The sequence below is a fragment of the Arthrobacter sp. Soil_N43 genome, from assembly GCF_057655195.1.
Genome location: NZ_JBDGML010000131.1, coordinates 15,819 through 40,287, shown reverse-complemented (window position 1 = coordinate 40,287; position 24,469 = coordinate 15,819). Strand labels below are relative to the sequence as shown.

General features: G+C 67.0%; 24 protein-coding genes. 5 read left to right on the top strand and 19 right to left on the bottom strand.

Annotated elements, in window-relative coordinates; all coding sequences use genetic code 11:
- Positions 1-104: 104 nt before the first annotated feature.
- The 6 genes from rdgB to clpS form a co-directional block, all read right to left on the bottom strand.
- Complete coding sequence (gene rdgB, locus AC3A3W_RS21755; RefSeq protein ID WP_487445192.1) at positions 105-758, bottom strand: RdgB/HAM1 family non-canonical purine NTP pyrophosphatase; 654 nt, start codon at positions 756-758, stop codon at positions 105-107.
- The gene (gene rph / locus AC3A3W_RS21750) at positions 755-1,513 is read right to left on the bottom strand and encodes a ribonuclease PH (protein ID WP_240460304.1); all 759 of its coding nucleotides are present in this window, start codon (positions 1,511-1,513) and stop codon (positions 755-757) included. The genes rdgB and rph overlap by 4 nt, the downstream gene beginning before the upstream one ends.
- Positions 1,514-1,598: 85 nt before the next feature.
- Entirely contained in the window at positions 1,599-2,396 is a 798-nt protein-coding gene (locus AC3A3W_RS21745; RefSeq protein WP_487445191.1) for an MBL fold metallo-hydrolase, read from the bottom strand.
- Positions 2,393-3,457, bottom strand: a complete 1,065-nt coding sequence (murI, locus tag AC3A3W_RS21740) for a glutamate racemase (protein ID WP_487445194.1) — start codon at positions 3,455-3,457, stop codon at positions 2,393-2,395. Before murI ends, AC3A3W_RS21745 begins: the two co-directional genes overlap by 4 nt.
- 99 nt (positions 3,458-3,556) lie before the next feature.
- Complete coding sequence (locus AC3A3W_RS21735) at positions 3,557-4,123, bottom strand: DUF2017 domain-containing protein (protein WP_487445190.1); 567 nt, start codon at positions 4,121-4,123, stop codon at positions 3,557-3,559.
- The gene (gene clpS / locus AC3A3W_RS21730) at positions 4,116-4,496 is read right to left on the bottom strand and encodes an ATP-dependent Clp protease adapter ClpS (protein ID WP_487445189.1); all 381 of its coding nucleotides are present in this window, start codon (positions 4,494-4,496) and stop codon (positions 4,116-4,118) included. The genes AC3A3W_RS21735 and clpS overlap by 8 nt, the downstream gene beginning before the upstream one ends.
- A 37-nt stretch (positions 4,497-4,533) precedes the next feature.
- On the opposite strand from clpS, the gene AC3A3W_RS21725 reads away from it, so the two are divergent.
- Positions 4,534-5,862 carry a nicotinate phosphoribosyltransferase gene (locus AC3A3W_RS21725; protein ID WP_487445188.1) on the top strand — a complete coding sequence of 443 codons (1,329 nt, stop codon included), beginning with the start codon at positions 4,534-4,536 and terminating at the stop codon, positions 5,860-5,862.
- 9 nt (positions 5,863-5,871) lie between these two features.
- Positions 5,872-6,507 carry an isochorismatase family protein gene (locus AC3A3W_RS21720; RefSeq protein WP_487445187.1) on the top strand — a complete coding sequence of 212 codons (636 nt, stop codon included), beginning with the start codon at positions 5,872-5,874 and terminating at the stop codon, positions 6,505-6,507.
- Positions 6,508-6,515: 8 nt separating this feature from the next.
- On the opposite strand, the gene AC3A3W_RS21715 is transcribed toward AC3A3W_RS21720, so the two are convergent.
- The 8 genes from AC3A3W_RS21715 to AC3A3W_RS21680 all read right to left on the bottom strand — a co-directional run bounded on the left by AC3A3W_RS21715 (position 6,516) and on the right by AC3A3W_RS21680 (position 15,987).
- Positions 6,516-8,294 (bottom strand): DEAD/DEAH box helicase, encoded by a 1,779-nt coding sequence (locus AC3A3W_RS21715; RefSeq protein ID WP_487445186.1) that lies wholly within the window; start codon positions 8,292-8,294, stop codon positions 6,516-6,518.
- Positions 8,294-8,635: a DUF3039 domain-containing protein gene (locus AC3A3W_RS21710; protein WP_400578402.1), complete on the bottom strand. Its 342-nt coding sequence runs from the start codon at positions 8,633-8,635 to the stop codon at positions 8,294-8,296. The genes AC3A3W_RS21715 and AC3A3W_RS21710 overlap by 1 nt, the downstream gene beginning before the upstream one ends.
- Before the next feature lie 86 nt (positions 8,636-8,721).
- Complete coding sequence (nagB, locus tag AC3A3W_RS21705; protein ID WP_487445185.1) at positions 8,722-9,504, bottom strand: glucosamine-6-phosphate deaminase; 783 nt, start codon at positions 9,502-9,504, stop codon at positions 8,722-8,724.
- 134 nt (positions 9,505-9,638) lie between these two features.
- Positions 9,639-11,210: a transporter gene (locus AC3A3W_RS21700; RefSeq protein WP_487445184.1), complete on the bottom strand. Its 1,572-nt coding sequence runs from the start codon at positions 11,208-11,210 to the stop codon at positions 9,639-9,641.
- Positions 11,192-11,953 (bottom strand): ABC transporter ATP-binding protein, encoded by a 762-nt coding sequence (locus tag AC3A3W_RS21695; RefSeq protein ID WP_487445183.1) that lies wholly within the window; start codon positions 11,951-11,953, stop codon positions 11,192-11,194. The genes AC3A3W_RS21700 and AC3A3W_RS21695 overlap by 19 nt, the downstream gene beginning before the upstream one ends.
- Positions 11,954-12,062: 109 nt before the next feature.
- Positions 12,063-13,166, bottom strand: a complete 1,104-nt coding sequence (locus tag AC3A3W_RS21690) for an NADH:flavin oxidoreductase/NADH oxidase (protein ID WP_487445182.1) — start codon at positions 13,164-13,166, stop codon at positions 12,063-12,065.
- On the bottom strand, positions 13,166-14,173 hold the full coding sequence (locus AC3A3W_RS21685) for a co-chaperone YbbN (RefSeq protein ID WP_487445181.1): 1,008 nt from the start codon (positions 14,171-14,173) through the stop codon (positions 13,166-13,168). Before AC3A3W_RS21685 ends, AC3A3W_RS21690 begins: the two co-directional genes overlap by 1 nt.
- Before the next feature lie 98 nt (positions 14,174-14,271).
- Entirely contained in the window at positions 14,272-15,987 is a 1,716-nt protein-coding gene (locus AC3A3W_RS21680) for a DUF8094 domain-containing protein (RefSeq protein ID WP_487445180.1), read from the bottom strand.
- A gap of 216 nt (positions 15,988-16,203) precedes the next feature.
- Here AC3A3W_RS21680 and AC3A3W_RS21675 point away from each other — a divergent pair, with 216 nt between their 5' ends.
- Complete coding sequence (locus AC3A3W_RS21675) at positions 16,204-17,532, top strand: AI-2E family transporter (protein WP_487445179.1); 1,329 nt, start codon at positions 16,204-16,206, stop codon at positions 17,530-17,532.
- 27 nt (positions 17,533-17,559) lie between these two features.
- On the opposite strand, the gene AC3A3W_RS21670 is transcribed toward AC3A3W_RS21675, so the two are convergent.
- Together AC3A3W_RS21670 and AC3A3W_RS21665 are read right to left on the bottom strand one after the other, a co-directional pair.
- Positions 17,560-18,360, bottom strand: coding sequence for an alpha/beta hydrolase (locus AC3A3W_RS21670; protein WP_487445178.1), 801 nt, complete (start codon positions 18,358-18,360; stop codon positions 17,560-17,562).
- Positions 18,361-18,380: 20 nt separating this feature from the next.
- On the bottom strand, positions 18,381-18,737 hold the full coding sequence (locus AC3A3W_RS21665) for an ATP/GTP-binding protein (RefSeq protein WP_487445177.1): 357 nt from the start codon (positions 18,735-18,737) through the stop codon (positions 18,381-18,383).
- Between the two features lie 115 nt (positions 18,738-18,852).
- On the opposite strand from AC3A3W_RS21665, the gene nucS reads away from it, so the two are divergent.
- Positions 18,853-19,548 (top strand): endonuclease NucS, encoded by a 696-nt coding sequence (gene nucS, locus AC3A3W_RS21660; RefSeq protein ID WP_487445176.1) that lies wholly within the window; start codon positions 18,853-18,855, stop codon positions 19,546-19,548.
- 286 nt (positions 19,549-19,834) lie between these two features.
- A complete protein-coding gene (locus AC3A3W_RS21655; protein ID WP_011692441.1) occupies positions 19,835-20,038 on the top strand; it encodes a cold-shock protein in 204 nt (67 codons plus the stop codon).
- Between the two features lie 154 nt (positions 20,039-20,192).
- Here the strand turns inward: AC3A3W_RS21655 and AC3A3W_RS21650 are convergent, their stop codons facing one another.
- The 3 genes from AC3A3W_RS21650 to AC3A3W_RS21640 form a co-directional block, all read right to left on the bottom strand.
- A complete protein-coding gene (locus tag AC3A3W_RS21650) occupies positions 20,193-22,652 on the bottom strand; it encodes a bifunctional lysylphosphatidylglycerol flippase/synthetase MprF (protein ID WP_487445175.1) in 2,460 nt (819 codons plus the stop codon).
- A 77-nt stretch (positions 22,653-22,729) separates the two neighbouring features.
- Complete coding sequence (locus AC3A3W_RS21645) at positions 22,730-24,028, bottom strand: alpha/beta hydrolase (RefSeq protein ID WP_487445174.1); 1,299 nt, start codon at positions 24,026-24,028, stop codon at positions 22,730-22,732.
- A gap of 5 nt (positions 24,029-24,033) precedes the next feature.
- Positions 24,034-24,465, bottom strand: coding sequence for a DUF2550 domain-containing protein (locus tag AC3A3W_RS21640; RefSeq protein WP_205653640.1), 432 nt, complete (start codon positions 24,463-24,465; stop codon positions 24,034-24,036).
- Between the last annotated feature and the right edge of the window lie 4 nt (positions 24,466-24,469).

The following is a 24,469-nucleotide window of genomic DNA, read 5'->3' as shown; positions in this document are numbered from 1 at the left end:
GAGCCCCAGACGTGGTAGAGCCCTTAGGCAAGCGAACGGACGTCCCACGCATGCGCATTGCGGGCCAGCATCGCGCATGCGGGGAACGGCCGTTTTAACGGGTTCTAGCCGGCGAGGGCGTCGACTATCGCGGGCAGCAGGGCGCGGAAGGCCTGCCCGCGGTGGCTGATGGCGTTCTTCTCGTCCGGCGACAGCTCCGCGCAGCTGCGGTCCAGCCCGAGGGGCTGGAGCACGGGGTCATAGCCGAAGCCGCCCTCACCGCGCGGCTCCCGCAGCAGGGTGCCGGCCAGCTGGCCGTACTCCACCACCTCGTGCGCCCCGTGCCCCGCCGACGCCGGCACCGCCAGAGCTGCAGCGCACACGAACGCGGCGCCGCGGTGCGCGTCGGGTACGTCGGCGAGCTGGGCCAGCAGCAGCCGGAGGTTGGCGGCATCGTCCCCGTGCCGCCCTGCCCAGCGGGCGGAAAAGATGCCCGGGGCTCCGCCCAGCACGTCAACGGACAGCCCGGAGTCGTCGGCGATCGCCGCCAGCCCTGTCGCCTCGGCCACCGCCCGCGCCTTGAGCAGCGAGTTTTCCGCGAAGGTGACGCCGGTCTCGGCCACGTCGGGGCCTCCGACGGCGGACGCGTCCACCACCTGCGTGTCGACGTCCAGCCCGGGAACCTGCCCCCGCAGCAGCTCGCGCAGTTCCCGCAGCTTTCCCTTGTTGTGGGTGGCCAGCACCAGCCGGGGAGCCGGGGCCGGGCTCTGGTCGCTCACGGCGCTTCGGCCAGGGTTTCGCGCTGGATGGCTGCGAGCTGCTCCGTCCCCAGCAGTGCAAGGTCGAGCAGCTTGTTGAGCTCATCGCGGTCGAACGGGGCGCCCTCGGCGGTGCCCTGCACCTCCACGAACTTGCCGGAACCGGTCACCACGACGTTCATGTCGGTCTCGGCCCGGACATCTTCGATGTACGGCAGGTCAAGCATCGGAACGCCGTCGATGATGCCAACGGACACCGCGGCGATGGTGTCCACCAGCGGCTGGGCATTCCGGGCAATCATCTTGTTCTCGCGGGCAAAGCGGATCGCCTCGGCGAGGGCCACATAGGCGCCGGTGATCGCGGCGGTCCGCGTCCCGCCGTCGGCCTGCAGGACATCGCAGTCCAGCACGATCGTGTTTTCGCCGAGCGCCTTGGTGTCGATGATCGAGCGCAACGAACGCCCGATCAGGCGCGAAATCTCATGGGTGCGGCCGCCGATTTTGCCCTTGACGGACTCGCGGTCGGAGCGCGTGTTGGTGGCGCGCGGCAGCATGGCGTACTCGGCCGTGACCCAGCCGCGGCCTTCGCCCTTGAGCCAGCGGGGAACGCCCTCGGTCAGGGAAGCCGTGCACAGTACCCGGGTGTTGCCGAACTCGATCAGGGCGGATCCCTCCGCCTGCTTGGACCAGCCGCGGGTGATGCTGATGGGGCGGAGCTGGTCCGGGGTGCGGCCGTCGGCACGGATGACGGGGGCAGTGGTTGCTTCGGAAGTCATGCCTTTAGCTTATCGATTTATCCGCGCCCGGCTGGCGGCGGAGGTGCCAGCCTCAGGCGGCCCCGGCCTCAGGCCGTGCCAGCCCTCAGACGGTGTAGTGCACCCCGGCGACCGCGACGGCGACATCGCCGCCGAAAGCGGGACGCGCCTCAGCCATGACCTTCGTCTGCGACGTCCAGACCGGGATGTGCGTCAGGAGCAGCCGGCGGGCGCCGGCAACCGCAGCGGCCTCGCCTGCCCGCTTGCCTGTCAGGTGGACGTCCTTGATGCCGTCGTCGCGGCCCTCTTCGAAGGCCGCCTCGCACAGGAACAGGTCGGCGTCCTTGGCGGCTTCTTCGAGTCCGCGGCAGGAATCGGTATCGCCGGAGTAGGTCAGCACGCGGGTTACGGCCGCCCCGGCGGCGTCGGGCTCGGTCACCTCCACGCGCAGCGCGTAGGCCTCCTCCACGGGATGGTTCACCGCGAAGGGCGTCACGGTGAAAGGCCCCACGGTGACGGACTGGCGCTCGGTCCAGTTGGTGAAGTCAAATTCCTCATGCATGCCCGGGTCGAGTTCCAGGCCGTACGCGGTGGCCATCCTGTCCGCCGTCGCGGCCGGCCCCCAGACCGGGATGCGTCCCCGGTCCCAGCCGCCGGGTTTCCACCGCACGGCCACGTGCAGTCCGCACAGGTCCATGCAGTGGTCCGGGTGCAGATGCGTCAGGAAGATGGCGTCGATGTCCTCTAGGTCCGTGTAGCGCTGGATGGCGCCCAGCGCTCCGCTGCCAAGGTCCATGACGACTTTCCAGGTGCGTTCGCCGTCATGCGCTGTCAGCAGGTAACAGGAGGCGGGCGAACCGGGCCCGGGGAAGGACCCGGTGCAGCCGACGATGGTGAGCTTCACAGGGCGGAACCTCCGGACGACGGGCCGCCGCTGGCGCCCTGTCCCACAAAATTCGAGATCCGCGGCCGGGACGCCGCACGCTGGGCAGCGGCAATCATTTCCGGCGTGATGCGCGCCAGGCTACCGGTCGGATACTGTGCCGCCACATGGTCGACGTGCTTGACGCTGAGGACTTCGGGCCCGAGGAACCTGCGCGCGAGCGATTCGAACTGGCCCGCGTCACCCGTGGCGATGAAGCTGTGCTCCGGCGCGGCGGCGGCGGTCCGCTCGAGGCCGCGGCTGGCGAGCGCGCGGTAGACGTCCTTGGCGGTTTCCTCGGCGCTGGAAACGAGGGTGACGTCCTCGCCCATGACATAGGAAATCACTCCGGTCAGCAGCGGGTAGTGGGTGCAGCCGAGCACAACGGTGTCCACTCCGGCGGCCTTCAGCGGCTCAAGGTACTCCCCCGCCACTGCCAGCAGCTCGGGGCCCGTGGTGATGCCCGCCTCCACGTAGCTGACGAACGCCGGGCAGGCCACAGAGGTGATGACGAGGTCCGGGGCCGCGGCGAACGTGTCCTCGTAGGCACGCGAACCCACGGTGGCGGAGGTGCCGATCACGCCGACGCGCCCGGTGCGGGTGGCCGCCACGGCACGCCTGACGGCGGGCTGGATCACCTCGATCACCGGAATCCCGTAGCGGGCCGTGTAACGCTCGCGGGCGTCCCGGAGGACCGCTGCCGACGCCGAGTTGCAGGCGATGGTGAGCAGTTTGACGCCGGAATCCACCAGCTCGTCCATGACGCCGAGGGCATTGGCGCGCACCTCGGCGATGGGAAGGGGACCGTAGGGCCCGTGGGCGGTGTCACCGACGTAGAGGATGGATTCGTTCGGCAACTGGTCGATGATGGAACGTGCCACCGTGAGTCCGCCGACGCCCGAATCGAAGACCCCGATCGGCAGCGATCCGAGATTGCCGCCGATGGTCGTTGCGGAATCCGGCGCAGCTCCTGCTGCGGGATCCGTGCTCGATGCTGAAGTCATGATTATTCGAGGATAGGTCTTCCCGGTAGGTGCGGCCATCACTTGTGGTGTCCGCCTCATGTCAAATTTGTCACATCCGGGAACCCGCGCGCCGGCCCGTACGTGGAAGGCCAGCGGACAGTACGCCCGGAGACGGAGCTAGGGCCGGGTTTCCAGGGACTGCAGCATCGCCTGGACGAGGGACTCCTGAAGCCACGTGGTGAAGTTGTAGACGAGGGCCAGGTAGCTTTCCACGTCTTCCGCCTGGGACCAGTCCTGCATCTGGTGCACGTGGTCGGCATCGGCCTCGTCCCGGATGTCGAGCCGCTCGGCCAGGACCAGCCGGACATCGTTCAGTGCCGTGGACCAGTGCCGGGCGTCGGCGGCGGTCAGGACCAGTTCGTCCTTGTCCAGCTCCAGCGCCGCGGCGCGCAGCGCGCCGATCTTGCTTTCCCGCAGTGAACGTTCGGTGAGCTGGCGGAACTCAAGGGAAGCGGCGTCGTCGTCCTTGACGACGTTCGGCAACAACCGCCGGAGCGCGCGGTCCGAAGGCTCCTTGACGTCCATGTCCAGCCCGATCATGGCGGCCAGCGGATCCTGCTTTCCGCGGTCTTCCGGCTCGAGCATCGAGATGACGTCGTCGAACAGGCTGCGCAGCAGCTCCCGTTCCGCCGGTTCCAGGAATCCCGTGATGCCCTTGAGCCCGTATTTGAAAGCCTTAGCCACGTTTTCCCCTGCCCTTGCCCGGGCCGCCGTCCTTGCCGCCCCCGCTGTTTCCGCCGGTGGCCTTCTCGACCGTCGCCCACAGGCCGAAGCCGTGCATGGCCACCGCGTGTTGTTCCACCTGTTCCTTGCTGCCGTGGGCAACGATGGACCGGCCCTTCTTGTGAACCTCCATCATGAGTTTGTTCGCCTTGCTTTCCGAATATCCGAAATAGCTCTGGAAAACGAAGCTGACATAGCTCATGAGATTGACCGGATCATTCCAGATCACCAGGTTCCAGGGGATGTCAGGGGCGGTCAGCGCGTCGGTGGACTCCGCTGTTCCGGTTTGGGTGCTCTCCTGTGTGTCAGGGCCGAGCGCAACGCTTAAGGTCATCTGTCCATTCTATGGGGAGGCGCACTAGAGTGATTTTGTGAGTACCTCTCCGGGCTGGAACCAGCCACGCACGTCCCTGTTCACTGATCACTACGAACTGACCATGTTGCAGGCCGCGCTCCATTCCGGCGCCGCGCACCGCAAGTCGGTCTTCGAAGCGTTCGCACGCAGGCTGCCCGACGGCCGGCGCTACGGGATCGTGGGCGGCACCGGACGGCTGCTGGACGGCATCGCGGCCTTCCGCTTCGGCGAGGCTGAACTGGAGTTTCTGGGCCGTACGCACGTGGTCAATCAGAAGACCCTGGATTATCTGGCCGACTTCCGCTTCACCGGGGACATCTGGGGCTATGCAGAGGGCGAGGCCTACTTCCCGAACTCCCCCGTCCTGATCGTCGAATCGACGTTCGCCGAGGCCTGCATCCTGGAGACCTATATCCTCTCCGTGCTGAACCACGACAGCGCCATCGCTTCGGCGGCCTCCAGGATGATCACCGCGGCCGGGCACCGGCCCTGCGTCGAAATGGGCTCGCGGCGGACGCACGAGGAATCGGCCACGGCCGCAGCCCGCGCCGCCGTTATCGCCGGTTTTGACAGCACCTCCAACCTCGAGGCCGGTCTCCGCTACGGGATCAAGACCGTGGGCACGGCGGCCCATTCCTTCACGTTGCTCCACGACACCGAACGCGACGCCTTTGAGGCGCAGGTCGCCTCGCTGGGTACCGGCACCTCGCTGCTCGTGGACACGTACGACGTCGAAACGGCCGTCCGTACGGCCGTGGAGATCGCCGGGGACAAGTTGGGCGCCGTCCGGCTGGACTCGGGCGACCTCGTGGAGCAGGCCCAGTGGGTGCGCCGGCTGCTCGATGAGCTGGGCAACGTGAACACCCGCATCATGGTCACCTCCGACCTCGACGAGTTCGCCATTGCGGCCCTCCAGTCCGCGCCGGTGGACGCCTACGGCGTGGGCACGTCCCTCGTTACCGGGTCCGGGGCGCCCACCGCGAGCATGGTGTACAAGCTTGTCAGCCGCACTGACGACAACGGGGAGTTCGTTCCCGTGGCCAAAACCGCCAAAAACAAGGTCAGCAAGGGCGGGCGCAAATATGCCCTCCGCCGGCTGAATGAGCACGGCACGGCCACCCAGGAACTTATCGGCGTGGGCCACCGCCCCCTCGACGACGGCAACGACCGGCCTCTCCTGCAGCAGTTCATCAAGAACGGAGAGCTGCTGCCGGGCTGGACCGGCCACGAAGGCGTGCTCCGCGCCCGCCAGCGCCACGCCGACTCCATGGCCGAGCTGCCGGCGGTCGTGCACCGCCTGCATCGCGGCGAGCCGGCCATCCCCACTCTTTACGAGGAAAACTGAGGAGACCTGATGTCACGTGCACTGATCATTGTCGACGTCCAGAACGACTTCTGCGAGGGCGGCGCCCTGCCGGTGGAAGGCGGCGCCGCCGTGGCGGGGGCCATCAGCGAGTACGTTGAAGCGCACCACGGCCAGTTCGACCACATCGTGGCTACGCAGGACTGGCACATCGATCCGGGCGCACACTTCTCGGAGACGCCTGATTTCAAGGACAGCTGGCCGCCGCACTGCGTCGCGGGAACACAGGGCGCCGAACTCCATCCGGACCTCGAGACCGAACACATCCAGGCCTACTTCCACAAGGGTCTGCACACCGCCGCATACTCAGGCTTTGAGGGCCTGCTCGCCCCCGAGGACGCCGTGCCCACCGGTGACCGGAAGCCCGGCGCCCTGCCCATGCCCGGTGATGCGGACTACGCGCCCGAAGAGGACTCCATAGGCCTGGACGACTGGCTCCAGAGCCACGATGTGGAAGACGTCGTGGTGGTGGGCCTCGCCACCGACCACTGCGTCATGGCCACCTCCCTCGATGCCGTGCAGGCCGGCTACTCGGTCACCGTCATCAAGCGGCTGACGGCGGGAATCGCCGAGGACCTGGACGACACCTACGCCGAGCTGGAACTGGGGGGCGTAGACCTCGAGTAGCCGTCCGGCTACTTGCGGCCGACGAACCAGTCCTGAAGCTTCCTGAGCCTTGACTGGAGCTGCTCCTCGTTCGCCTGCGCCACGGGCGGACCGCCGCAGACTGTGCGCAGCTTCGTATGGACCACGCCGTGGGGCGTTCCCGTCCGGGCGGACCAGGCAGCCACATTCTTGGCAAGCTCGTTCCGCAGGTCCATCAGCATCCGGTGGTCCGGAACGGCCGGCGCGGCCGGGGCCGCCGCGGGGCCCTGGCGCTTTTTCCGGCTCTGCTGCTCGTGCTGGCGCTGGCGTAGCAGGGTTCCCACCTGTTCGGCGTCCAGCAGGCCCGGAATGCCGAGGAAATCCAGCTCATCCTCGGACCCGATGTCACCGCCCGTGCCGAATTCGCCGCCGTCGAACAGCACGCGGTCGAAGGACGCCTGGGAATCAAGGGCCTCGAACTTGCCCTTGGTCAGGCTGTCAGAGGCCTTGTCCTCACGGTTGGCCTCATCCATGAGCGAATCTTCCGGATTGAAGAGGCCGTCAGCGTCTTCCTTTTCCGGCCGGTCCAGGGCGTGGTCGCGTTCCGCCTCCATGCTGTTGGCCAGCGCCATCAGCTGGGGAACCGAGGGCAGGAACACCGAGGCGGTCTCGCCCCGCTTCCGGGCACGCACAAAACGGCCCACGGCCTGGGCGAAGAACAGCGGCGTGGAGGTCGACGTCGCATACACGCCCACAGAAAGACGCGGAACGTCCACGCCTTCGGACACCATGCGGACGGCCACCATCCAGCGCTTCTCGTTCGCGGAGAATTCTTCGATCTTGCTCGATGCCTTGGCGTCATCCGACAGGATGACGGTGGGCGATTCGCCGGTGATCCTCTTCAGCTGGCCGGCATAGGCCCTGGCATCCTCATGGTCCGTCGCGATCACCAGGCCGCCTGCATCCGGCACTGACCGGCGCACCTCGCTGAGGCGCTTGTCCGCTCCGGCCAGCACGGCAGGAATCCACTCCCCGGCGGGGTTCAGGGCTGTGCGCCATGCCTGGGACGTGACATCCTTGGTCACCGCGGCCTCCCCGAGGGAAGCGGCCATTTCCTCTCCGCCGCTGGTGCGCCAGCGCATCTGGCCCGAGTACGCCATGAACATGACTGGCCTCACCACGTGGTCGCGCAGCGCGTTGCCGTAGCCGTAGGTGTAGTCCGCCTTGGAGCGCCTGATGCCGTCCCGGTCCTCCGCGTACTCCACGAAAGGAATCGGCGAGGTGTCCGAACGAAAGGGCGTGCCGGTCAGCGACAGGCGCCGGACCGCGGGGTCGAACGCCTCGCGGAGGCCGTCTCCCCAGGACAGCGCCTCGCCGCCGTGGTGGATCTCGTCCAGGATCACCAGGGTGCGGGCAGCCTCAGTCTTGGCACGGTGCAGCATGGGCTTGCTGGCCACCTGTGCATACGTCACGGCGACTCCGATGAAGCCCCGGCCGTGCTGGCCGTCGGAATTCTTGAAGTTCGGATCGATGGCGATGCCGACGCGTGCGGCGGCGTCAGCCCACTGCCTCTTCAGGTGGTCCGTCGGGGCGACGATCGTCACCCGGTTTATGGCGCCGGACTCGATGAGCATGGACGCCACGCGGAGGGCAAAGGTGGTCTTGCCCGCGCCGGGCGTCGCCACAGCCAGGAAGTCGCGCGGGCCCGTGCTGAAGTAGCGGTCAAGGGCTTCCTGTTGCCAGGCACGGAGCTTCGGGGCGGTTCCCCAGGCTGCACGTTCCGGATAAGCCGGGGGCAGGGTGGGTCCGCCGAAGAGTGTCTCCGTCACTACTTGTTGTTGCCTGAGTCCCCGCCGGACCCCTTGCCGCCGTCATTGCCCGGGCGAAGGCCGTCGTAGACCTCTTTGCACATGGGGCAGACCGGGAATTTCTGCGGGTCGCGCCCGGGCGTCCAGACTTTGCCGCACAGCGCGATGACCGGCTCACCGGTCAGCGCCGACTCCATGATCTTTTCCTTGCGGACGTAATGCGAGAAGCGTTCTCGGTCGCCGGGTTCCACTTCCTGGCGCTGTTCCTCGCGCTCAATGGTGGCCGTGGACGATCCGGCTCCGGAGAGCTCACGCATGGGGTCGTTGTCGAGAGGATCCGTCATGCTAGTCATGCCATCCATCTTAGCCCGTCCCGGAGCGTGGGCCGCGGTCCCGGAACGGAGCCGCGCAGCAGGCAAAGCAGCCGGCAAGGAGACAGGAACTGCTCCTACAGGTCCTGCCAGGCCGGCTTGTGATCGTACGAATGACGGTAGTAGTCGGCCAGTTTGAGCGAGGACGCCGCGGCCTCGTCAATGAGTATGGACGCGTGCTGATGCAGCTGCAGGACGGATGCGGGGCAGACGGCCGCCACAGGACCCTCGACGAGATCATGGACCGCCTGCGCTTTCTGCGCGCCGGTCGCCACGAGCACGGCGTGGCGGGATTCGAGGATGGTGCCCAGGCCCTGGGTCAGCACGTGGTGGGGCACCTCCGCCAGGCTGCCGAAAAAACGGGCATTGTCCCGGCGTGTCTGCTCAATGAGCGTCTTGATGCGCGTCCGGGAAGCCAGCGATGAACCCGGTTCATTGAATCCGATGTGGCCGTCGGTTCCCAGTCCCAGCAGCTGCAGGTCCACCCCGCCGCTCTCCCGGATGGCGTCCTCGTACGCCCGGCACGCGGCGGGGATGTCCGGCGCGCTGCCATCCGGGCCGTGGACATTGTCCAGGGGGATGTTGACCCTGCCGGCAAAGTCCCTGCGGATGACCTCGCGGTAGGACTCCGGATGGCCGGCTTCCAGCCCCACGTACTCGTCCAGCAGAAAGCCCTGGACCCGGCTGAAGTCCAGCAGGCCGCGGTCATGGCGCGCAGCCAGTTCGTCGTAGATCGGCAGTGGCGATGAACCTGTTGCCAGGCCCAGGACCGCATCGGGCTTGCGGCGCAGCAGCGCCTGAACGGCATCCGCCGCCAAGGAGGCGATCTGCCTGTTGCCCGGAAGGATCACGACCTCCACGGTGCACCGCCTTTCATCTGCCTATGGTGACTGGACGTGCACGGTCCAGGCCAGCGGTCGAGTGCCTTGTCAGCCACGTGCCTTGTCGACCACGTGCCTAGTCAACCACGTGCGGAGCCGCCCCGGCAGGCCCGTTACTTGTTGACGGTCAGCTGGGCCAGCAACTCGGGCCCGCGGGCATCGAGCCAGCGGCCGCCGACGCGGACGCCTGCCACGAAGAGGGCCAGTCCCAGCAGCGTCCCGACGGCAAGGTTGGCCCAGCCAAAGGCCGGGTCACCGGTGACGGACTGGGCGATGACCAGGGCGGCTTCCGGAAGCGTCAGCACCAGCAGGACGCCCATGCCGCCGAACTGGACGGCCAGGGTCTGGCCGACGTTGCCGGGCGCCTTCTTGAAAGGGCTGTCCCCGGGAAGCGGAACCGCCGCCGTGTAGCGGGCCGAAACCACCGAGGCGAGGCCAAGCCCGCTGAACAGCACACCGAGGGAGAGCCCCAGGATGGCCGGCAGCCATTCCCAGTTCCCGGTCAGGAAGAACGGCCCCACCGTGAGGACCAGCACGGTGGGCAAGGCAAAGGCAAGGCACGCCAGGGCGCGCCCCAAGCGGTCGTGCAGGCCGCGGACTCCCGCGGCCAGATGCAGTGCAAATGCCGTGTTGTCGTAGGACACGTCGGCCGAGATGGACCAGGCCAGCAGGAACGCGGTCAGCGGCCCGACGATCATGATGACGCCGAAATTGCCCGTCTGGCTTCCTTGGAACGCCAGGACCACCGGCAGCAGCGGAATGGCCACGAGGGATCCGGAGTACCGGGGATCCCGGAACCAATAGGTCAGGGAACGGGCGGCAATGGCACCCGTTGGCGAGGCGGGAAACAGCGCGAACAGCCCCATGCGGCCCCCCGTCCTGCGGTTGCTTCCGGCGTAGGGCGGGGTGACCAGGGCGCGCTGCAGCAGGAGTTTCCAGCACCAGGCCATGCCGGCGAGGGTCGCCACGGCGATGAGGAGCTTCAGGGCTGCATCAACGGGGCGCCCCGTCTCAAGGTCGCCGCCCAGCGACCAGGCTGCGCCCAGGGGCGTCCAGGAGAGAACCTGTGCGAGCTCGGTGAGGAAGTCCCGGGAGTCCGCAATGCCCTGTGATACCCCGGCCACAATGGGCCCCATCAGAATCAGGGGCACCATGAAGGCCAACCCGCTGGCGTCCTTGAAGCGCCGCGAAGCAGCCAGGCTAACGGTGGCTGTCGTGACCACCTTGGACAGCACGACGCAGCTCAGCACGGCCACAACGGCACCGACGAGGGCACCGAGCGCAGGGAGGACCCCTCGCCACCAGGTGCCCACCGTCGCCAGGGCTACGAGTGATGTGGCCAGCCCGGGAATCCCGATCAGTCCTCCCACAGCAAGGCCGGCCAACAGTTGGGGCATGGGGATCGCCGAGGTGGCGAACCGCGCGGGGTCCAGCGTCATGTCGGCCGCAGCGGCAACCACGGGCACAATCCCCCAGCCGAGCAGGGCCGCGGAGCCGCCGAGCACAACAACTGTGTGGGCCAGGAGCGGGTCCTGCTGGCGGAGCAAGAGCAGCCCCGCGATGCACGTGCCCACGATCCCCAGGGCGTACAGCCCGCCGATTGCCAGGCCGATCAGCTGCAGCGGACTCCGCCGCAGCCCGTTCCGCAATAGCGTAAGTTTCAGCCTCAGAAGGTGCGCAACCACTCGAGCCCCTCGGTCTGGACTTTTCCGCCCACCAGCTGGACGAACCGCTCTTCGAGGCTCACGCCGCCGCGGACTTCTGCCACAGTCCCCGCGGCCAGGAGCCGTCCTTCGGCAACGACGGCGACGTGGTCGCACATCCGCTGCACCAGGTCCATGACATGGCTGGAGACGATCACGGTTCCTCCGGTGGCAACGTACCGCTCCAGGATGTCCCGGATGTTTGCTGCGGAGACCGGGTCCACTGATTCGAACGGCTCGTCAAGCACCAGCACCTTGGGCGCATGGATCAGGGCGGACGCGAGGGCTATCTTCTTGGTCATGCCGGCCGAGTAGTCCACCACGAGCGTTCCGGCGTCCCCGCTCAGGTCCAGCGCGGTCAGCAGCTCCCCCACGCGGGCCGAGACCACGGCCTTGTCCATGCCGCGGAGCAGTCCGGCGTAGGTGACGAGCTGTTCGCCTGTGAGCCGGTCGAACAGCCTGACACCGTCCGGCAGAATGCCCATCAGCTTCTTGGCTTCCAGCGGCCGCGCCCACACGTCAACGCCGTGGACCACCGCAGTGCCGAAATCGGGCCGCAGAAGCCCGGTGGCCATGGACAGCGTGGTGGTCTTGCCTGCACCGTTCGGGCCGACGATTCCGAAGAAAGACCCGGCGGGAACCTCCAGGCTGACACCGTCGACGGCGATTTTGCTGCCGAAGCGCTTAGCAAGTCCCCTGATGGACAGGGCAGCGGGAACACTCATGGACTCACCCTATCCGCGTCCCGGCCGCGGCGGGATCCCCCTCAAGGAGTAAAGCGGCGCCGGCCGCGGATCAGCCTCAGGGCTGAGGGCCGCGCCCGGCTGCGGGTGCTCAAAACGTCCGCCGGGGCACCGCCCGCTCATACTGGGGCGCCCACTTGAGGTCATGCCCGAGCTCGAAGGCGGCCCGGAGCCACCAGTGCGGATCCCGCAGCGCCGCCCTGGCGATGAAGACGCCGTCGGCCTGTCCGGTGGCAACCACATGCTCCGCCTGCCCGGGCGACGTCAGCAGCCCGACGGTGCCCGTGGCAACGCCGGTTTCGCGGCGGATGCGGGAGGCGAAGCCGGTCTGGTAGCCCGGTCCCGGCTGGATCTGCTGGTGCGCCACCGCACCGCCGCTTGAGACGTCGATGAGGTCAACGCCGTGTTCGGCGGCCTGCGCCGCAAGCTGCACGGAGTCCTCGACGACGATTCCGCCGTCGGTCCAGTCCGTGGCCGAAATCCTCAGCAGCAGCGGCATGGACTCGGGGATCACGGCGCGCACGGCGTCGACGACGGCAAGGGTCAGCCTGTTCCTGCCTGCGGCGTCCCCGCCCCAGGCGTCGGTGCGGTCATTCACGAGCGGACTCTGGAACTGGTGCAGCAGATAGCCGTGCGCACCATGGATTTCAATCGTGTCGAACCCTGCGTCGACGGCCCGCGTGGCCGCAGCCGCGAAATCAGCGATGACGCCCCGGATGTCCTCTTCCGTCATCGCCGCCGGGGCAGCGTAGCCGTCAAAGGCCCGGTTGCCGGGCCCCACGGTCTCCCAGCCGCCGGCGGATGCGGGAACAGACCCTTTCTCCCCGGAAAACGGCCAGTAGGTTGAGGCCTTCCTGCCTGCGTGGGCGAGCTGGGCGCCGATCTTGGCGTCCGCAACGCCGTGGCGGTGCACAAAGCCCACGATTCGCTCCCAGCCGGCCGCCTGCTCGTCGTTGTAAAGCCCGGCGTCGCGCGGGCTGATCCGCCCGGTGGCATTGACAGCCGCGGCCTCGGTGAGGATCAGGGCCGCTCCCCCGGCCGCGAACGAGCCCAAATGCATGAGGTGCCAGTCGTTGGGCACGCCGGGAGCGGCCTCAGGGTCGCAGCTGTACTGGCACATGGGCGAAACCCAGCCCCGGTGCTGCAGTTGCAGCGAGCGGAGGGACAGCGGCCTGAAGAGGGCCGGAACTGTCACTAGAACAGCACCCGCGCCAGTGCCTGGCGGGCCTTTGCGACGCGCTGGTCGGTGCTTCCGACGACGTCGAACAGCTCCAGCAGCCGCACGCGGGCCGTCTCACGCTCCGGTCCGAAGTTCCGGCCGATGAATCCCACCACGCGGTTCAGGGCGTCCTCCACATGTCCCCCGGCGACGTCGAGGTCGGCGACTCCGAGCTGGGCATCGAGATTGTCCGGCTCATCGGCCGCGAGCTGCCGGAGCGCGTCACCCTCCGGCCCGGAGAGCTTCTGGAGACGGTCCATGAGTTCCACCTGTGCCAGGCCTGCCTTGGCCTCGGCATCGGCCGGCATCTCGATCAGGGCCTGCCGGTAGGCCGCGGCGGCGGCAGCGTAGTCCCCGGCCTCGATCGCATCGAAGGCGGCCTGATGCAGCGGCGGCACCGGTGCGGGCGCCGGCTCAGCCGCGGCGGCTCCGCCGACGTTGCCGGACACGCCGTTGGCAGCGGCAACCTTGAGCAGTTCGTCGAGCAGTGCGCGGATCTGCTGTTCATCGGCCCCGCCCTGGAACAGCGGAACGGGCTGGCCCTTGAGCACTGCCACCGCCGTGGGCACGGCCTGCACCTGGAAGGCCTGGGCGAGCTGGGGAAAGGCCTCGATGTCCGCTGCACCCAGCACCAGCCGGCCGGCATACCCCTGCACGATCCGCTCCAGCGCATCCAGCACGCCCGCCGATTCCGGGGAGTACGCTGCCCAGAGTGCGAACACCACGGGGACCTGCGACGAAAGCTCGACGAGATCCTGGAAGTTGGCCTCGGTGACATCGACGCGAAGGGCCGGCGCCTCGGAGCCGGCAGTCCCGGGCGCCCCCGCCGGGGGCGTGCCGGTCGGGGTCCCGGCTGCGGGGCCCACTGCCGGAGCAGCCGGCGGCGTCTGGCGCTGCTTGAGGACGGACAGGTCGACGGCGCCGCGCAGGTTGAGCTGGCTGGCGGCGGCTGGGGGGACAGGACGGGAAGCTGGCGAACTCATAGATTCCACTCTAGCCACTCCCGGCGCCACAGGGGGCACCGTTAACGCAGAGAGCACCGCCCCGCGGTCAGCGGTAGCGGTGCTCTCTGGCGACGCGTTTACTTGAAGCTGGCTCCGACGAGCCCGCGCGTGGCGGCCACGAGCTTCATCGGGTCTTTCGACCCGGTCGGCGGAACGTAAACAGCCACCGATTCGGCAAAGTTCAGCACCATGCCGGACGTGGTTTCCTTGCCCCCGGCGAGGACGGCTGCGTCGTTACCGATGGACAGCTTGTCACCCTCGGACTTGGGCGTGCCATCGAAATTGAAGGTCAGGCGGCCGAGCACCAGGGCTCCGCCATCCGCGGTGCGGAAGACCACAGCACTGTCCGGAACGACCTTGTGGGTGAAGGCGAACTTACCGTTCACGCCCGACTTCACCACGTCGGCCTGGTAGGACAGTGTGTCCGCGATGTAGGGCGAGGATTCGCCTTCGACGAGCTTGCTCTTGAACGTGGAGTCTTCGTTGGACAGGCGGTCGGCCAGCCCGGCGAGCGCTTCCTGTCCGCTGTACAGCAGCCCCGACTTGTCGCCGGCGGCCAGTGTCTCGGTGCCGTTCCGGGCAATCGAGGGGAACGTGGTGCCGGGCTGGAGCGGGCTGGTGCCCACGAGCTTGTAGTTCTCGCGCGGGGACTTCTGGACGAGCGTCAGGAGCTGCGGCACGACGTTGCCCTCGCCCTGCGTGACGGCCAGTGCCTGGCGGGGCCAGGCGCGCTTGCTGGTGACCACGGTGGTCAGCAGCTTGGTTGCGCGGACCGGCATGCGTGCATCGTAGGAAGCGACCCGGGAACGGATCTTGTAGTTCTGGGTGCGTACTTCAAGCTCTGACCCGGCAACGCGGGTGGCGAGCTTCTTGGAATCCTTGGCTGCGTCGCCCGAGTCGGTGGCACTCGCCACCTGCTCCAGGATCCGGCGGAACTGGGCGTCCAGCAGCACGGGTCCGCCGGCGGCAGGGGCCGCCGTCGAGGACGCCCCCGGCGTGGCAGCCGGGTCCGCCGTCTGGCTGGCCTGGGCGGCGGCACCGGTCCCGGCGAGCAGCGCGGCGGTGGACGCCGCGACAATGACGCTCATGCGCGAGGAGGAGGAACCGGATGCGGTCTTAACGGCAGCCTTGGCGCGCTTCACGAACGGATTGCCTGGACCTGCGGCGGAGCCGCCCCGACCGGGGAGTCCGCGATTGCCGCCCTTGGGCTTGAGGATCAGCAGCGCGGCACCGGCGAGCATCAGGAGAGCACCGATCACCATCAGCGGCACAGCCCACGGCGTGGAGGTGTCGTTGGGGAAGGTCATCGAAATCGACGACGGCGCGGGCTTCTTGCCGTCGCTGGCCAGCAGAAGTGACCACTCGCCGTCGGCCGGCGCCGACCACGTGTAGTCCAGTTCGCCGCTGGCGTTTTCGCTGGAAACCCACAGATCCGATCCGGCCGGCGACGGGGCGGCTGCCTCGCCGTCGGTGCGCTCCACCTGCAGTGACTTCTTGTCCTCGGAGAGCCCGGTGACTGTGTTGTGCGCCGTCTTGCCCACCCAGGCAGTGACGTCGTCGGGACGGCCCGCGGCGAGGAGGAAGTTTCCCTCACCCTTGACCTTGATGGTCACCGTTCCGCCTTCGAGGGTGCGGAGCTTCTGGTCAATAACGGTCAGCGGCGCGGCTTCGGCATCCGCGGGGGCCGTGGCCGTCACGGTCTCGGCGGGGGCCCACACCGTCTTCTGTCCGATGCCGGCGAGCAGTGTCAGGAGGCCGAGCAGCACGAGTGCAACTGCAGTCTTGAAACGCAAAGGAGTCCTATCATCAGCGGGGGTTTGCCTTCAATAGTAACCGTTTTGTTACCAATCCTTCAGTTCGGGTCACCTAACCCGCCCCTGGACACCTCTTCGGAACGGTGCACATCCGACTATCCACAAGCCTGCTGATAGTGTTTGCGATGATCATCACATGCGGCCCGCAGCCGCGGCGCCACGGACGGAACACAGACGGAAAAGGCATCAAAAGCAGTGACTGAACACACGGATCCGTCGATGCGCGGCCCGGAAAACCTGCCCGACGCCGGCTCCCCCAATCACACTCCAGCAGCGACGCCCGCTCCGGATGACCACGCGAAGCCGCCGCGGACCAGGGCACGCCGCCCCGCCGCGCTCGGAGCCATGCTGAAGCGCCTGCGGCAGCCCATCCCGGGCGCGCAGCCGCGGCTCCGGTTCGAGATGCCCCCCGAGCAACTGGACCTACGCCAAGCCGAACCGACCGACGCCGGCGACGTTGACCGGTTCGGCGCCCCGGGCCCCCGGATTTCTGCCCAGCATCCGCTCTATCTCGGCTTCATGGGCACTGTCGGCGTCGGCCTTGCCCTCCTGGTGTACTGGATCGGTTCCAACACCACGCAGCTTCTCCTATGGATCGTGGCGGCCCTGTTCATAGCGCTGGGGCTCGATCCGGTGGTGCGCTGGCTGGAAGGCCGCGGAATACCGCGGCCGGCCGGCATCCTGCTGGCCGTCTCGGTGCTGGTCGCTGCGGTGGTGAGCTTCTTCGCCACCCTCATTCCCACCATCGTGGAACAGGTGACCGAACTCGTCAGGCAGGCCCCGGTCTGGGTCCGCGACTTCATCGATTCGGAGTTTTTCCGCACCCTGGACAGCCAATTCGGAGTACGCGACCGCATCAGCGAGGAACTGGACAAGTTCGTCAACAACCCGGAGGCGATGGGCGGCATCTTCGGCGGGGTGGTGGGGTTCGGCTCCACCGTCGCAAACGGCCTCTTCGGAACCCTGATCGTGCTGGTGCTCAGCCTGTACTTCCTGGCCGCCCTGCCCGCCATGAAGAAGTGGGGGTACCGGCTCGCCCCGCGGTCCCGCCGCGCCAGGGTGGAGGCGCTCTCCGAGGAAATCACCCGCTCGGTGGGCAACTACGTGATCGGGCAGGCCGTGGTGGCCCTCCTGAACGCCACGTTCGCCTTCATCGTCATGTCCATCATCGGGGTGCCGTTCGCTGTACTGCTTGCCTTCGTCGTGGCGCTCCTAGCGTTCATCCCCCTGGTCGGCGGACTGATTGCCGGCGTGGTGGTCATCCTGATCACCCTCACACTTGGCTGGCAGTCGGCCCTGGCCTATGCCATCTGCTATTTCGCCTACCTGCAGTTCGAGGCCTACTTCATCTCGCCCCGCATCATGCAGAAGGCCGTGGCCGTGCCTGGTGCCGTTGCCGTGATCTCAGTGATTGCCGGCGGCAGCCTCCTGGGCGTCCTCGGAGCCCTGATTGCGATACCGACGGCAGCGGCCGTCCTGCTCCTTGTCAAGGAGATTTACATCGTCCGCCAGGACAACCACTAGTCCGTGCAGCACCCCGCGCTGCAGCCGCTAGCCGGTCGCTGTGGCCGCAGGTCCGCTCCACTCCTGGGCGAGGCCGGCGGCCCCTGAGCCGTCGCGCGTGACGTCGTCCACGATCTCGTTGAGCACCCGTGCGGCCTGCTTCTCCCCCACCCAGAGGTGCTTGGCGCCGTCGACCCCCACCACCCTGGCCTGCGGCACGAGGCTGAAGCGGGCCGCCGCAGCGGCCGGCCGGAGGTAGTCGTCGTGTTCGGGGACGAGGACAGTCAGCGGCTTGCCGGATTCCGCCCACAGTTTCAGGTGGGCGTCCGTGGCACGGTGCAGCGGCGGGGACAGCAGAATGGCGCCTTCCACCTGCGAGGCCACGGGTTCAACGGCGCCGTACATGAGGGCGAGCTCCGTACCGAAGGACCATCCCACAAGCCAGCGGTTGGGCAGGCCCCGCTCCACGGCGAAACGAACCGCGGCTTCAACGTCATACCGTTCGCCGATGCCCTCTTCGAACTGGCCCTCGCTCGTGCCCCGGGGCGACGAGGTGCCGCGGGTGTTGAATCGCAGTACCGCCACGCCTGCGAGCGCCGGCAACCGGTAGGAGGCCTTCCGGTAGACATGGGAGTCCATGAAACCGCCGTGCGTGGGCAAAGGGTGAAGCGTGATCAGCGTGGCGCTGATTTCCCCCGATTCCGGCAGGGCAAGCTCGCCAACGAGCGTGCGGCCGTCCTCGGTATGGATCTCGATGTTCTCGCGGCGGGCAGGCAGCACCGTGGAAGCGCGGATGGCCGTGGCTTCCGACGGCTGGCTGAAAACGTACGACGACGGGTCAAAAGTCATGCGTAACAGCTTAGCTTCCGCTACCGGTAGCGGAAGTTCCGCGACGTCCAGCAATTGGTGTGCCAGTGCCGGCGCTCGGCGAGTCCCGCTGCCGCCCCGAATATGTGATCGTCGGCCCATACCACGAGGTGTGCGATGCCCGGCAGCACAGCCGTGGAGCAGCCCGGGCAGATGTAGGCCTTTTCCGCCTTGCGGGCGGTCATGGTGCGTACCATCCAGACGCCGTCCGGCGCGCTCTCCCGCCTTGCGATGCCGGCGCGCGCCCGCTCAAGGTCCAGCTCGGGAGCCGGCCCGGAACCGTGCTTGCCTCCTGCCGCGGCCTTCCCGGACGAGGGACGTCCTGCAGAGGAGCGGCGGGGACGGTTCGAACGCGGCATGCTTCCATTCTGCCCCAGCGCCAGCGGTTCCAATGCCCGCCCTGCACTCCGTGCGCGGCCGCCTGGCTGCGACACGGTGACCGGGCTCCGTGGCTGACGCGGTAGTGTGTACGGCGTGCGTCTTGTCATAGCCCGTTGCTCTGTTGATTACGTGGGCCGGCTCAAAGCCCATCTGCCCCTCGCCACGAGGCTCCTCCTGGTGAAGGCCGACGGCTCTGTGCTGGTCCATTCTGACGGCGGCTCCTACAAGCCGCTGAACTGGATGAGCCCGCCCGCCTCACTGCGCGTCACTTCACCGGATGAGACGGACGTCGAGGTCGGCGTCATCGAGCAGTGGACCGTACAGTCAGCCAAGACTGACGACAGGCTGATCATCAACATCCATGAGCAGATTCACGACACGTCACATGAGCTCGGCCAGGATCCGGGACTCATCAAGGACGGCGTCGAGGCCGATTTGCAGCGGCTGCTGGCCGAACAGATCGAAACACTCGGGTCAGGGTTCTCGCTGATTCGCCGCGAGTACTTCACGGCCATTGGCCCCGTGGACATCCTCGCCCGGGACGCTGACGGCGCCACCGTGGCGATCGAGCTCAAGCGGCGCGGCGACATCGACGGCGTGGAGCAACTGACCAGGTACCTGGAATTGCTGAACCGGGATCCCCTGCTGGCTCCGGTCCGCGGGATCTTCGCCGCCCAGCAGATCAAGCCGCAGGCCCGCGTCCTCGCGGCCGACCGCGGCATCGACTGCATCACGCTGGACTACGACGCCATGCGCGGGGTGGACGACATCGAGTCACGGCTCTTCTGAGCCCCTCGGTTCGGCAACGGTTGCCCGGTCAGGCGTTTACTTTCGTTTTACCCAAAATTTGTCGGATTCTGCGTTTTGCCCGTTGACCAGACCGTACTGTCATGAAATTCTTAGAGCAGTCTTTGTGTAGGTGTTTTTCATGCTCGCAAGACATGTTGCGAGCGCGAAGCTCCTGCAATGCTTTCCGGCCCTGCCGGAGCTGCTGGCCAGGATTCTTCTCGCAGAGTGACCAAGACCGGTACGAAGTGTGCTGGCCTTAAATTAGTTCCATAATGAGGAGAAATAAATGGCACAGGGAACCGTCAAGTGGTTCAACGCTGAAAAGGGCTTCGGCTTCATCACCCCGGACGACTCCGATGGCGATGTCTTCGTTCACTACTCTGAAATCCAGACGGGCGGCTTCAAGACCCTCGACGAGAACCAGCGCGTTCAGTTCGAGATCGGCCAGGGCGCCAAGGGCCCCCAGGCCACCGGCGTAACGCTGGTCTAGTTCACAGAGGTTTCCCTTCGGGGAATCGCCTATAAAAAATGGTCCCCGGCATTAGTGCCGGGGATCATTTTTTTGCGTTGCTCTGCAATTGCAAACCCCGCCACGCCATGGCCACAAATGGCGTCATAGGCATACGGGATCCGCATTGAATCTTCTAACGCACGAGCGTCCTCAGCAGGCGCGCGCTTTGCCGGATGGAAAGTCCCGGCAGATAAGCGCGGCTCAGGGCGCGGCCTATGGCGGGCAACTGCAGCGGGTCCTGGTAGTACAGATAGAGCGTTCTGTACTCCGGCTTGAAACGTGACTTGAACGTCGCCAGGGACCTGAATCCATAGATCGGTTCGAGTGCCCGCCCCACGACGTCAAGGATGCCGGACAGCACCTCAGTTTCCTGCTCCCGTCCGCCTGCTCCGGGAACGGCAGGGTCCTGGGCCAGCGGCGAACCGGAGAGAGAGATGACCTCGACTGTTTTCCGTAATTCCAGGACGGCGGATGCAATCAGGAACTCCATCACTCCGGGGAAGCCTTCGCCGCGCCGCCGCATGAAGTCCAGTGTCCAGCTCACCACGTGCCCGCCTTCGTACGCCGGCAGCCAGCTCGTGACTCCATGCACCAGTCCCTGCTCGTCGACGGCCAGGCAGCACAACACGTCGTCGTCCATCAGCTCGTCGATGCCGCCCAGGGTGAAGCCCATCTCCGGAACTGTTTTCTGTGCTGCCCACTCCTCGGAGACTTCACTGAGCTGGGTCCGCAAGGACTGCGGCAGGCTGCTGTAGTTGCCCCATCGTGCGTGCACCCCGAGCTTCTTGGCACGGTTGAGCGCAGTGCGGACGTTTTGCCATTCCTTGCCCTTGAACTCCAGTTCGCGCACCGACAGCCTCGTCTCCTGGGCGACCGAAACCCGGGAGAAGCCGCGGTCGCTCAGCAACGGCCATAACCCGTCAGTGCAGGAATAGAAGCACGGAATCAAGGCATGGTCGGCGCAGAAGCGCAGAAAGCCTTCAGCAGCCTCCTCACGTCGCAGGGGATCGCCGAAGGGCCCGGCAAGCGTCAAGGCGACACTGCCGTGCTGTTGGTACGCGATACCGGCGCCTCCGCCCGGCAGGAACCAGTACTTGTTGGGTTCCCACAGGGCCATCCATGAGAGGGAATCACCGCTTCGCCTCACCAGCTCCCGCGCATTCCCCCGGTCGTCCGCCCCCGCATCGGAATGGTCATGGCGCCCCAGCAGGACCATCCAGACGCCTGCGAGTGCAACAATCCAGAAGATGACGCCCGAATAGGCAAACAGGACGGATTCCAGGGCGCTGTGGTTCTCGAAAACCCGCCGGTACAGCCCGGGCAAGGGCACCGGAAGGTATTGCCGTGCCAGTTCGCCGGCCAGGACGAGCAGCCCTCCGTCCCTCCGCGGGCCGCCGGCGGCGTACCAGGATGCGGCATACAGCGAGGCCAGTGCCAGCCAGGTCCCCCCGACCGTCAAGGCGAGGGCGCGCAGGGCCCGGGATGAGGTTTGGATGCGGAAGTGACGGCGGTACGCCAGCAGCAGCACCACCAGCAGTACCGGCACGGCTACCAGCGGCAGAACGTGCACGAACTTTGACTCCAGCGCCGAGGCATCCCGGAGGGATACGGAACCGGCAACCTGGGCAAAGAGCGCAAGGTATACAGCGGAGAGGGCTGCCACGCTCAGCTGGACGAGAACGGCAATCCAAAGCGCCAGTTTCCGGCCGCGGCGCATCCCGTCGGCGCAGATCAGCAGCAGGATCACCGGTACGACGGCGAGGGCCAGGCCGAGCGGCCCCCCGAGGCCCTGCCTGTCCAGTTCCAGGCAGCCGGCGTCCAGGGTGCCGCCGCAGTTCTCCTGAAGCTGGCTCAGGGTGGGCAGCGGGTTCAGGACGACGTTGCGCAGGAGGGCGAGCGGGCCGGCCGGGCTCTGTGCCGCGGCGCTGAGCATTGGCCCGATGGCGAAAACGGCGACCGTCAACGCGAGGAGGTTGCGGGTTTCCCGGCCGGTGGAGCGGTGCCGGTGCAGAACTCCCTGGTCGCTCTGGATCCACCATCCTGCGGCCAGCCCCAGCAGTGCCCCGAGCAGCCCCACCACGGCTTCGGGGTGTCCCACGTAGAGCACCAGCACCAGCGCGGTAGAGAGCACTGCAGTGCGCAGCCGCCGCTGCCACAGCGGCGGGAAAAGTCCGCTGGCCGCGAGGGACGCTGCGAGGACAGGTGCGTACGGCCCCATCAGCAGGGTATTCGCCATGGGACCGAGCCACGGGTCGCCGGCCCGCTGGGCGAGCTGGGTGATCAGGAGAAAGAGGGTCACGGAGGCGAATTGTCCTCCGAAATAGAACACGGCCGTGCGCACGGGGCCGAGCTTCCTCTCGGCGAACCCAAGCAACAGCAGGATCATGAGCGCGGCGGCCAGGTAGGCCGCGGGGTTGCTGGCGAAGAACATGGAGGTGAACAGCGACCACCAGCGCCCGGCTTTGAGGCCCTCCGCGTTTACGGCGGCGAATTCAAGCATGGATTCGGGTGGTCCCGCCAGAAAGCTGCCGGTCACAGCACCTGCCGCGACGAAAGCCGTCAGTACGGCAAGGGTCAGTGGAATGGTCCTCAAGTGTTGCAGGCACACCTTCGCAGTCTGCCGCCGCACTTTGGTGAGAGTATCACCGGCGCCGGCTTGTGGTGCTGCCGTCAAGGCGCGATGCCCCAGCGCGAGGCGAGGAAATCGAGCGCGTCCTGCATGCCCTTGGACACGGTCTCCCAGGAGTGGCCGGAGTTGGCGATTTGGCGGACTTCAACTTCGAACCCTGCGTCGCGGGCGGAAGCCGAGAGCACGTCCATGTAGCCCGTGAACTCGGGGTCGGTGGCTCCGGCAGCGAAATAGACCGCGCTGCCTTCAAAGCTGTGCTGCTTCATCAGATACAGAGGGGTCTGCGCCTCGAAGGCCTCTGCGTCTCCGCCGAAAGAAGCCTCCACGGTCTTTTCCCGTTCCTTGGCCAGCGCCGGTTCCTGTTCACTGGCAAAAGCGAGGATGGAACTGTAGAGGTCCGGATGCCTGGTGCCCATTTGCATGGCGCACGTGCCACCGAACGAAAACCCTCCGACGGCCCAATTTCTGCGCTCCGCACCGACGTCGAGGGTCTCACTGATCCACCGGGGCACATCGACGGACAAGTAGGTGTCCACCTTGGCGATACGGCTGTCCATGCAGAGCGAGTTCCCGGAAGGAGAACCGTTGGGATCCACCACCACCACTACGGGGGCGACTCCATTGTGCCGGGCGGAGAACCTGTCCATGTGGCTGCGCAGGGCTCCCCCGGTCAGCCAGTCGGCCGGTCCGCCGGGCTGGCCTGAAAACAGCACCAACACTGGAAGCTCGGGGCGTTCCGGGCTCTGGTACGCCGGCGGCAGGTAGACGTAGGCCTCACGGGCGTCGAAACCAGAACTCGTGCCCGGAATGTCGGCTTTCCGGAGCACCCCTTCGGAGGGAAGGCCGTCAGGCCTCACCCATTCTGCGAGCTGCACCGGCACCGCCCCTCCGGCTTGGCGGGTCAGCCCGGCCTCGAGCGGAGGAATACGGGCAACGGCTGTTCCCAGAAGGTCCCCCACTGTGCGGTTCAGCCCGAAGTAAGCGTTCATTTGCACCGCGGACAACAGGATGACCCCCAGCATGGCTGCCGTGGCGGCGGCCCTGCCTTTCCAGCCGGCCGGGCCGAGCCGTGTAATCCAGAGCAGCACGCCGGCTACTGCCGGAACGGACCACGCGAGCACCTCGCGCGGCAGATCTTCGGGGAACGCGGAGAAGACATAAATCAGCAGCCAATGAACGGCCGCCACGATGAGGGCGGCCAACGCCACGGCAAGAACGGGCACCACGGGCCAGCGTCTGCCGCGCCGCCAGAGCAGGTGAACTGCACCCGCGGCTCCGGCAGCCCAAGCGGCCCACAAAAGGGGCCCGTCCACGAGCCGGATATCGGCAAGCGCATCCATACCGGCTAGCGCCAGGTGCCGATGCCAATAACCGGGCCAGCCTCAAGCCACGAGGAAAGTCCGGTGTATGCGTCGAACTTCATCGCGAGCAGCACGTCCTGGCCCTCGTACTTGAGTTCGACGATCACGACGTCCGGCTGCACTTTGACGAGCTCGGCTTCGGTGGGCTGCCGCCGCCCCCGCAGCTCCAGCGAGCTGCGTGTGAAGCGGTGCTTGGGCCGCACGCTCAGGGACAGCAGCCTGAACCACTCCAGCTCGTTGTCCTGGTAACGACAAACCCCCATCTGCCAGCTCTTTCCAGCCGTGCAAATGGAGGCGTCAACCGTGCCCAGGGCGCGCCGCAGGTTGTAGCGGCGCACCCCGAAAAGGCACAGCGTAAAAATCAGCAACCCAAACGCGGCTGCTATGGCGATGAACGGAAAACCAGTAACGTCCATCAAG

What these genes read in the sequence shown, in the direction of transcription:
- rph (WP_240460304.1), bottom strand. Translation starts at nt 1,513, where the DNA reads ATGACTTCCGAAGCAACCACTGCCCCCGTCATCCGTGCCGACGGCCGC.
- AC3A3W_RS21720 (WP_487445187.1), top strand. Translation starts at nt 5,872, where the DNA reads ATGTCACGTGCACTGATCATTGTCGACGTCCAGAACGACTTCTGCGAG.
- AC3A3W_RS21645 (WP_487445174.1), bottom strand. Translation starts at nt 24,028, where the DNA reads ATGGATGCGCTTGCCGATATCCGGCTCGTGGACGGGCCCCTTTTGTGG.
- murI (WP_487445194.1), bottom strand. Translation starts at nt 3,457, where the DNA reads ATGGCCGCACCTACCGGGAAGACCTATCCTCGAATAATCATGACTTCA.
- AC3A3W_RS21665 (WP_487445177.1), bottom strand. Translation starts at nt 18,737, where the DNA reads ATGCCGCGTTCGAACCGTCCCCGCCGCTCCTCTGCAGGACGTCCCTCG.
- AC3A3W_RS21710 (WP_400578402.1), bottom strand. Translation starts at nt 8,635, where the DNA reads ATGGATGGCATGACTAGCATGACGGATCCTCTCGACAACGACCCCATG.
- AC3A3W_RS21655 (WP_011692441.1), top strand. Translation starts at nt 19,835, where the DNA reads ATGGCACAGGGAACCGTCAAGTGGTTCAACGCTGAAAAGGGCTTCGGC.
- AC3A3W_RS21640 (WP_205653640.1), bottom strand. Translation starts at nt 24,465, where the DNA reads ATGGACGTTACTGGTTTTCCGTTCATCGCCATAGCAGCCGCGTTTGGG.
- AC3A3W_RS21670 (WP_487445178.1), bottom strand. Translation starts at nt 18,360, where the DNA reads ATGACTTTTGACCCGTCGTCGTACGTTTTCAGCCAGCCGTCGGAAGCC.
- AC3A3W_RS21685 (WP_487445181.1), bottom strand. Translation starts at nt 14,173, where the DNA reads ATGAGTTCGCCAGCTTCCCGTCCTGTCCCCCCAGCCGCCGCCAGCCAG.
- AC3A3W_RS21695 (WP_487445183.1), bottom strand. Translation starts at nt 11,953, where the DNA reads ATGAGTGTTCCCGCTGCCCTGTCCATCAGGGGACTTGCTAAGCGCTTC.
- clpS (WP_487445189.1), bottom strand. Translation starts at nt 4,496, where the DNA reads ATGACCTTAAGCGTTGCGCTCGGCCCTGACACACAGGAGAGCACCCAA.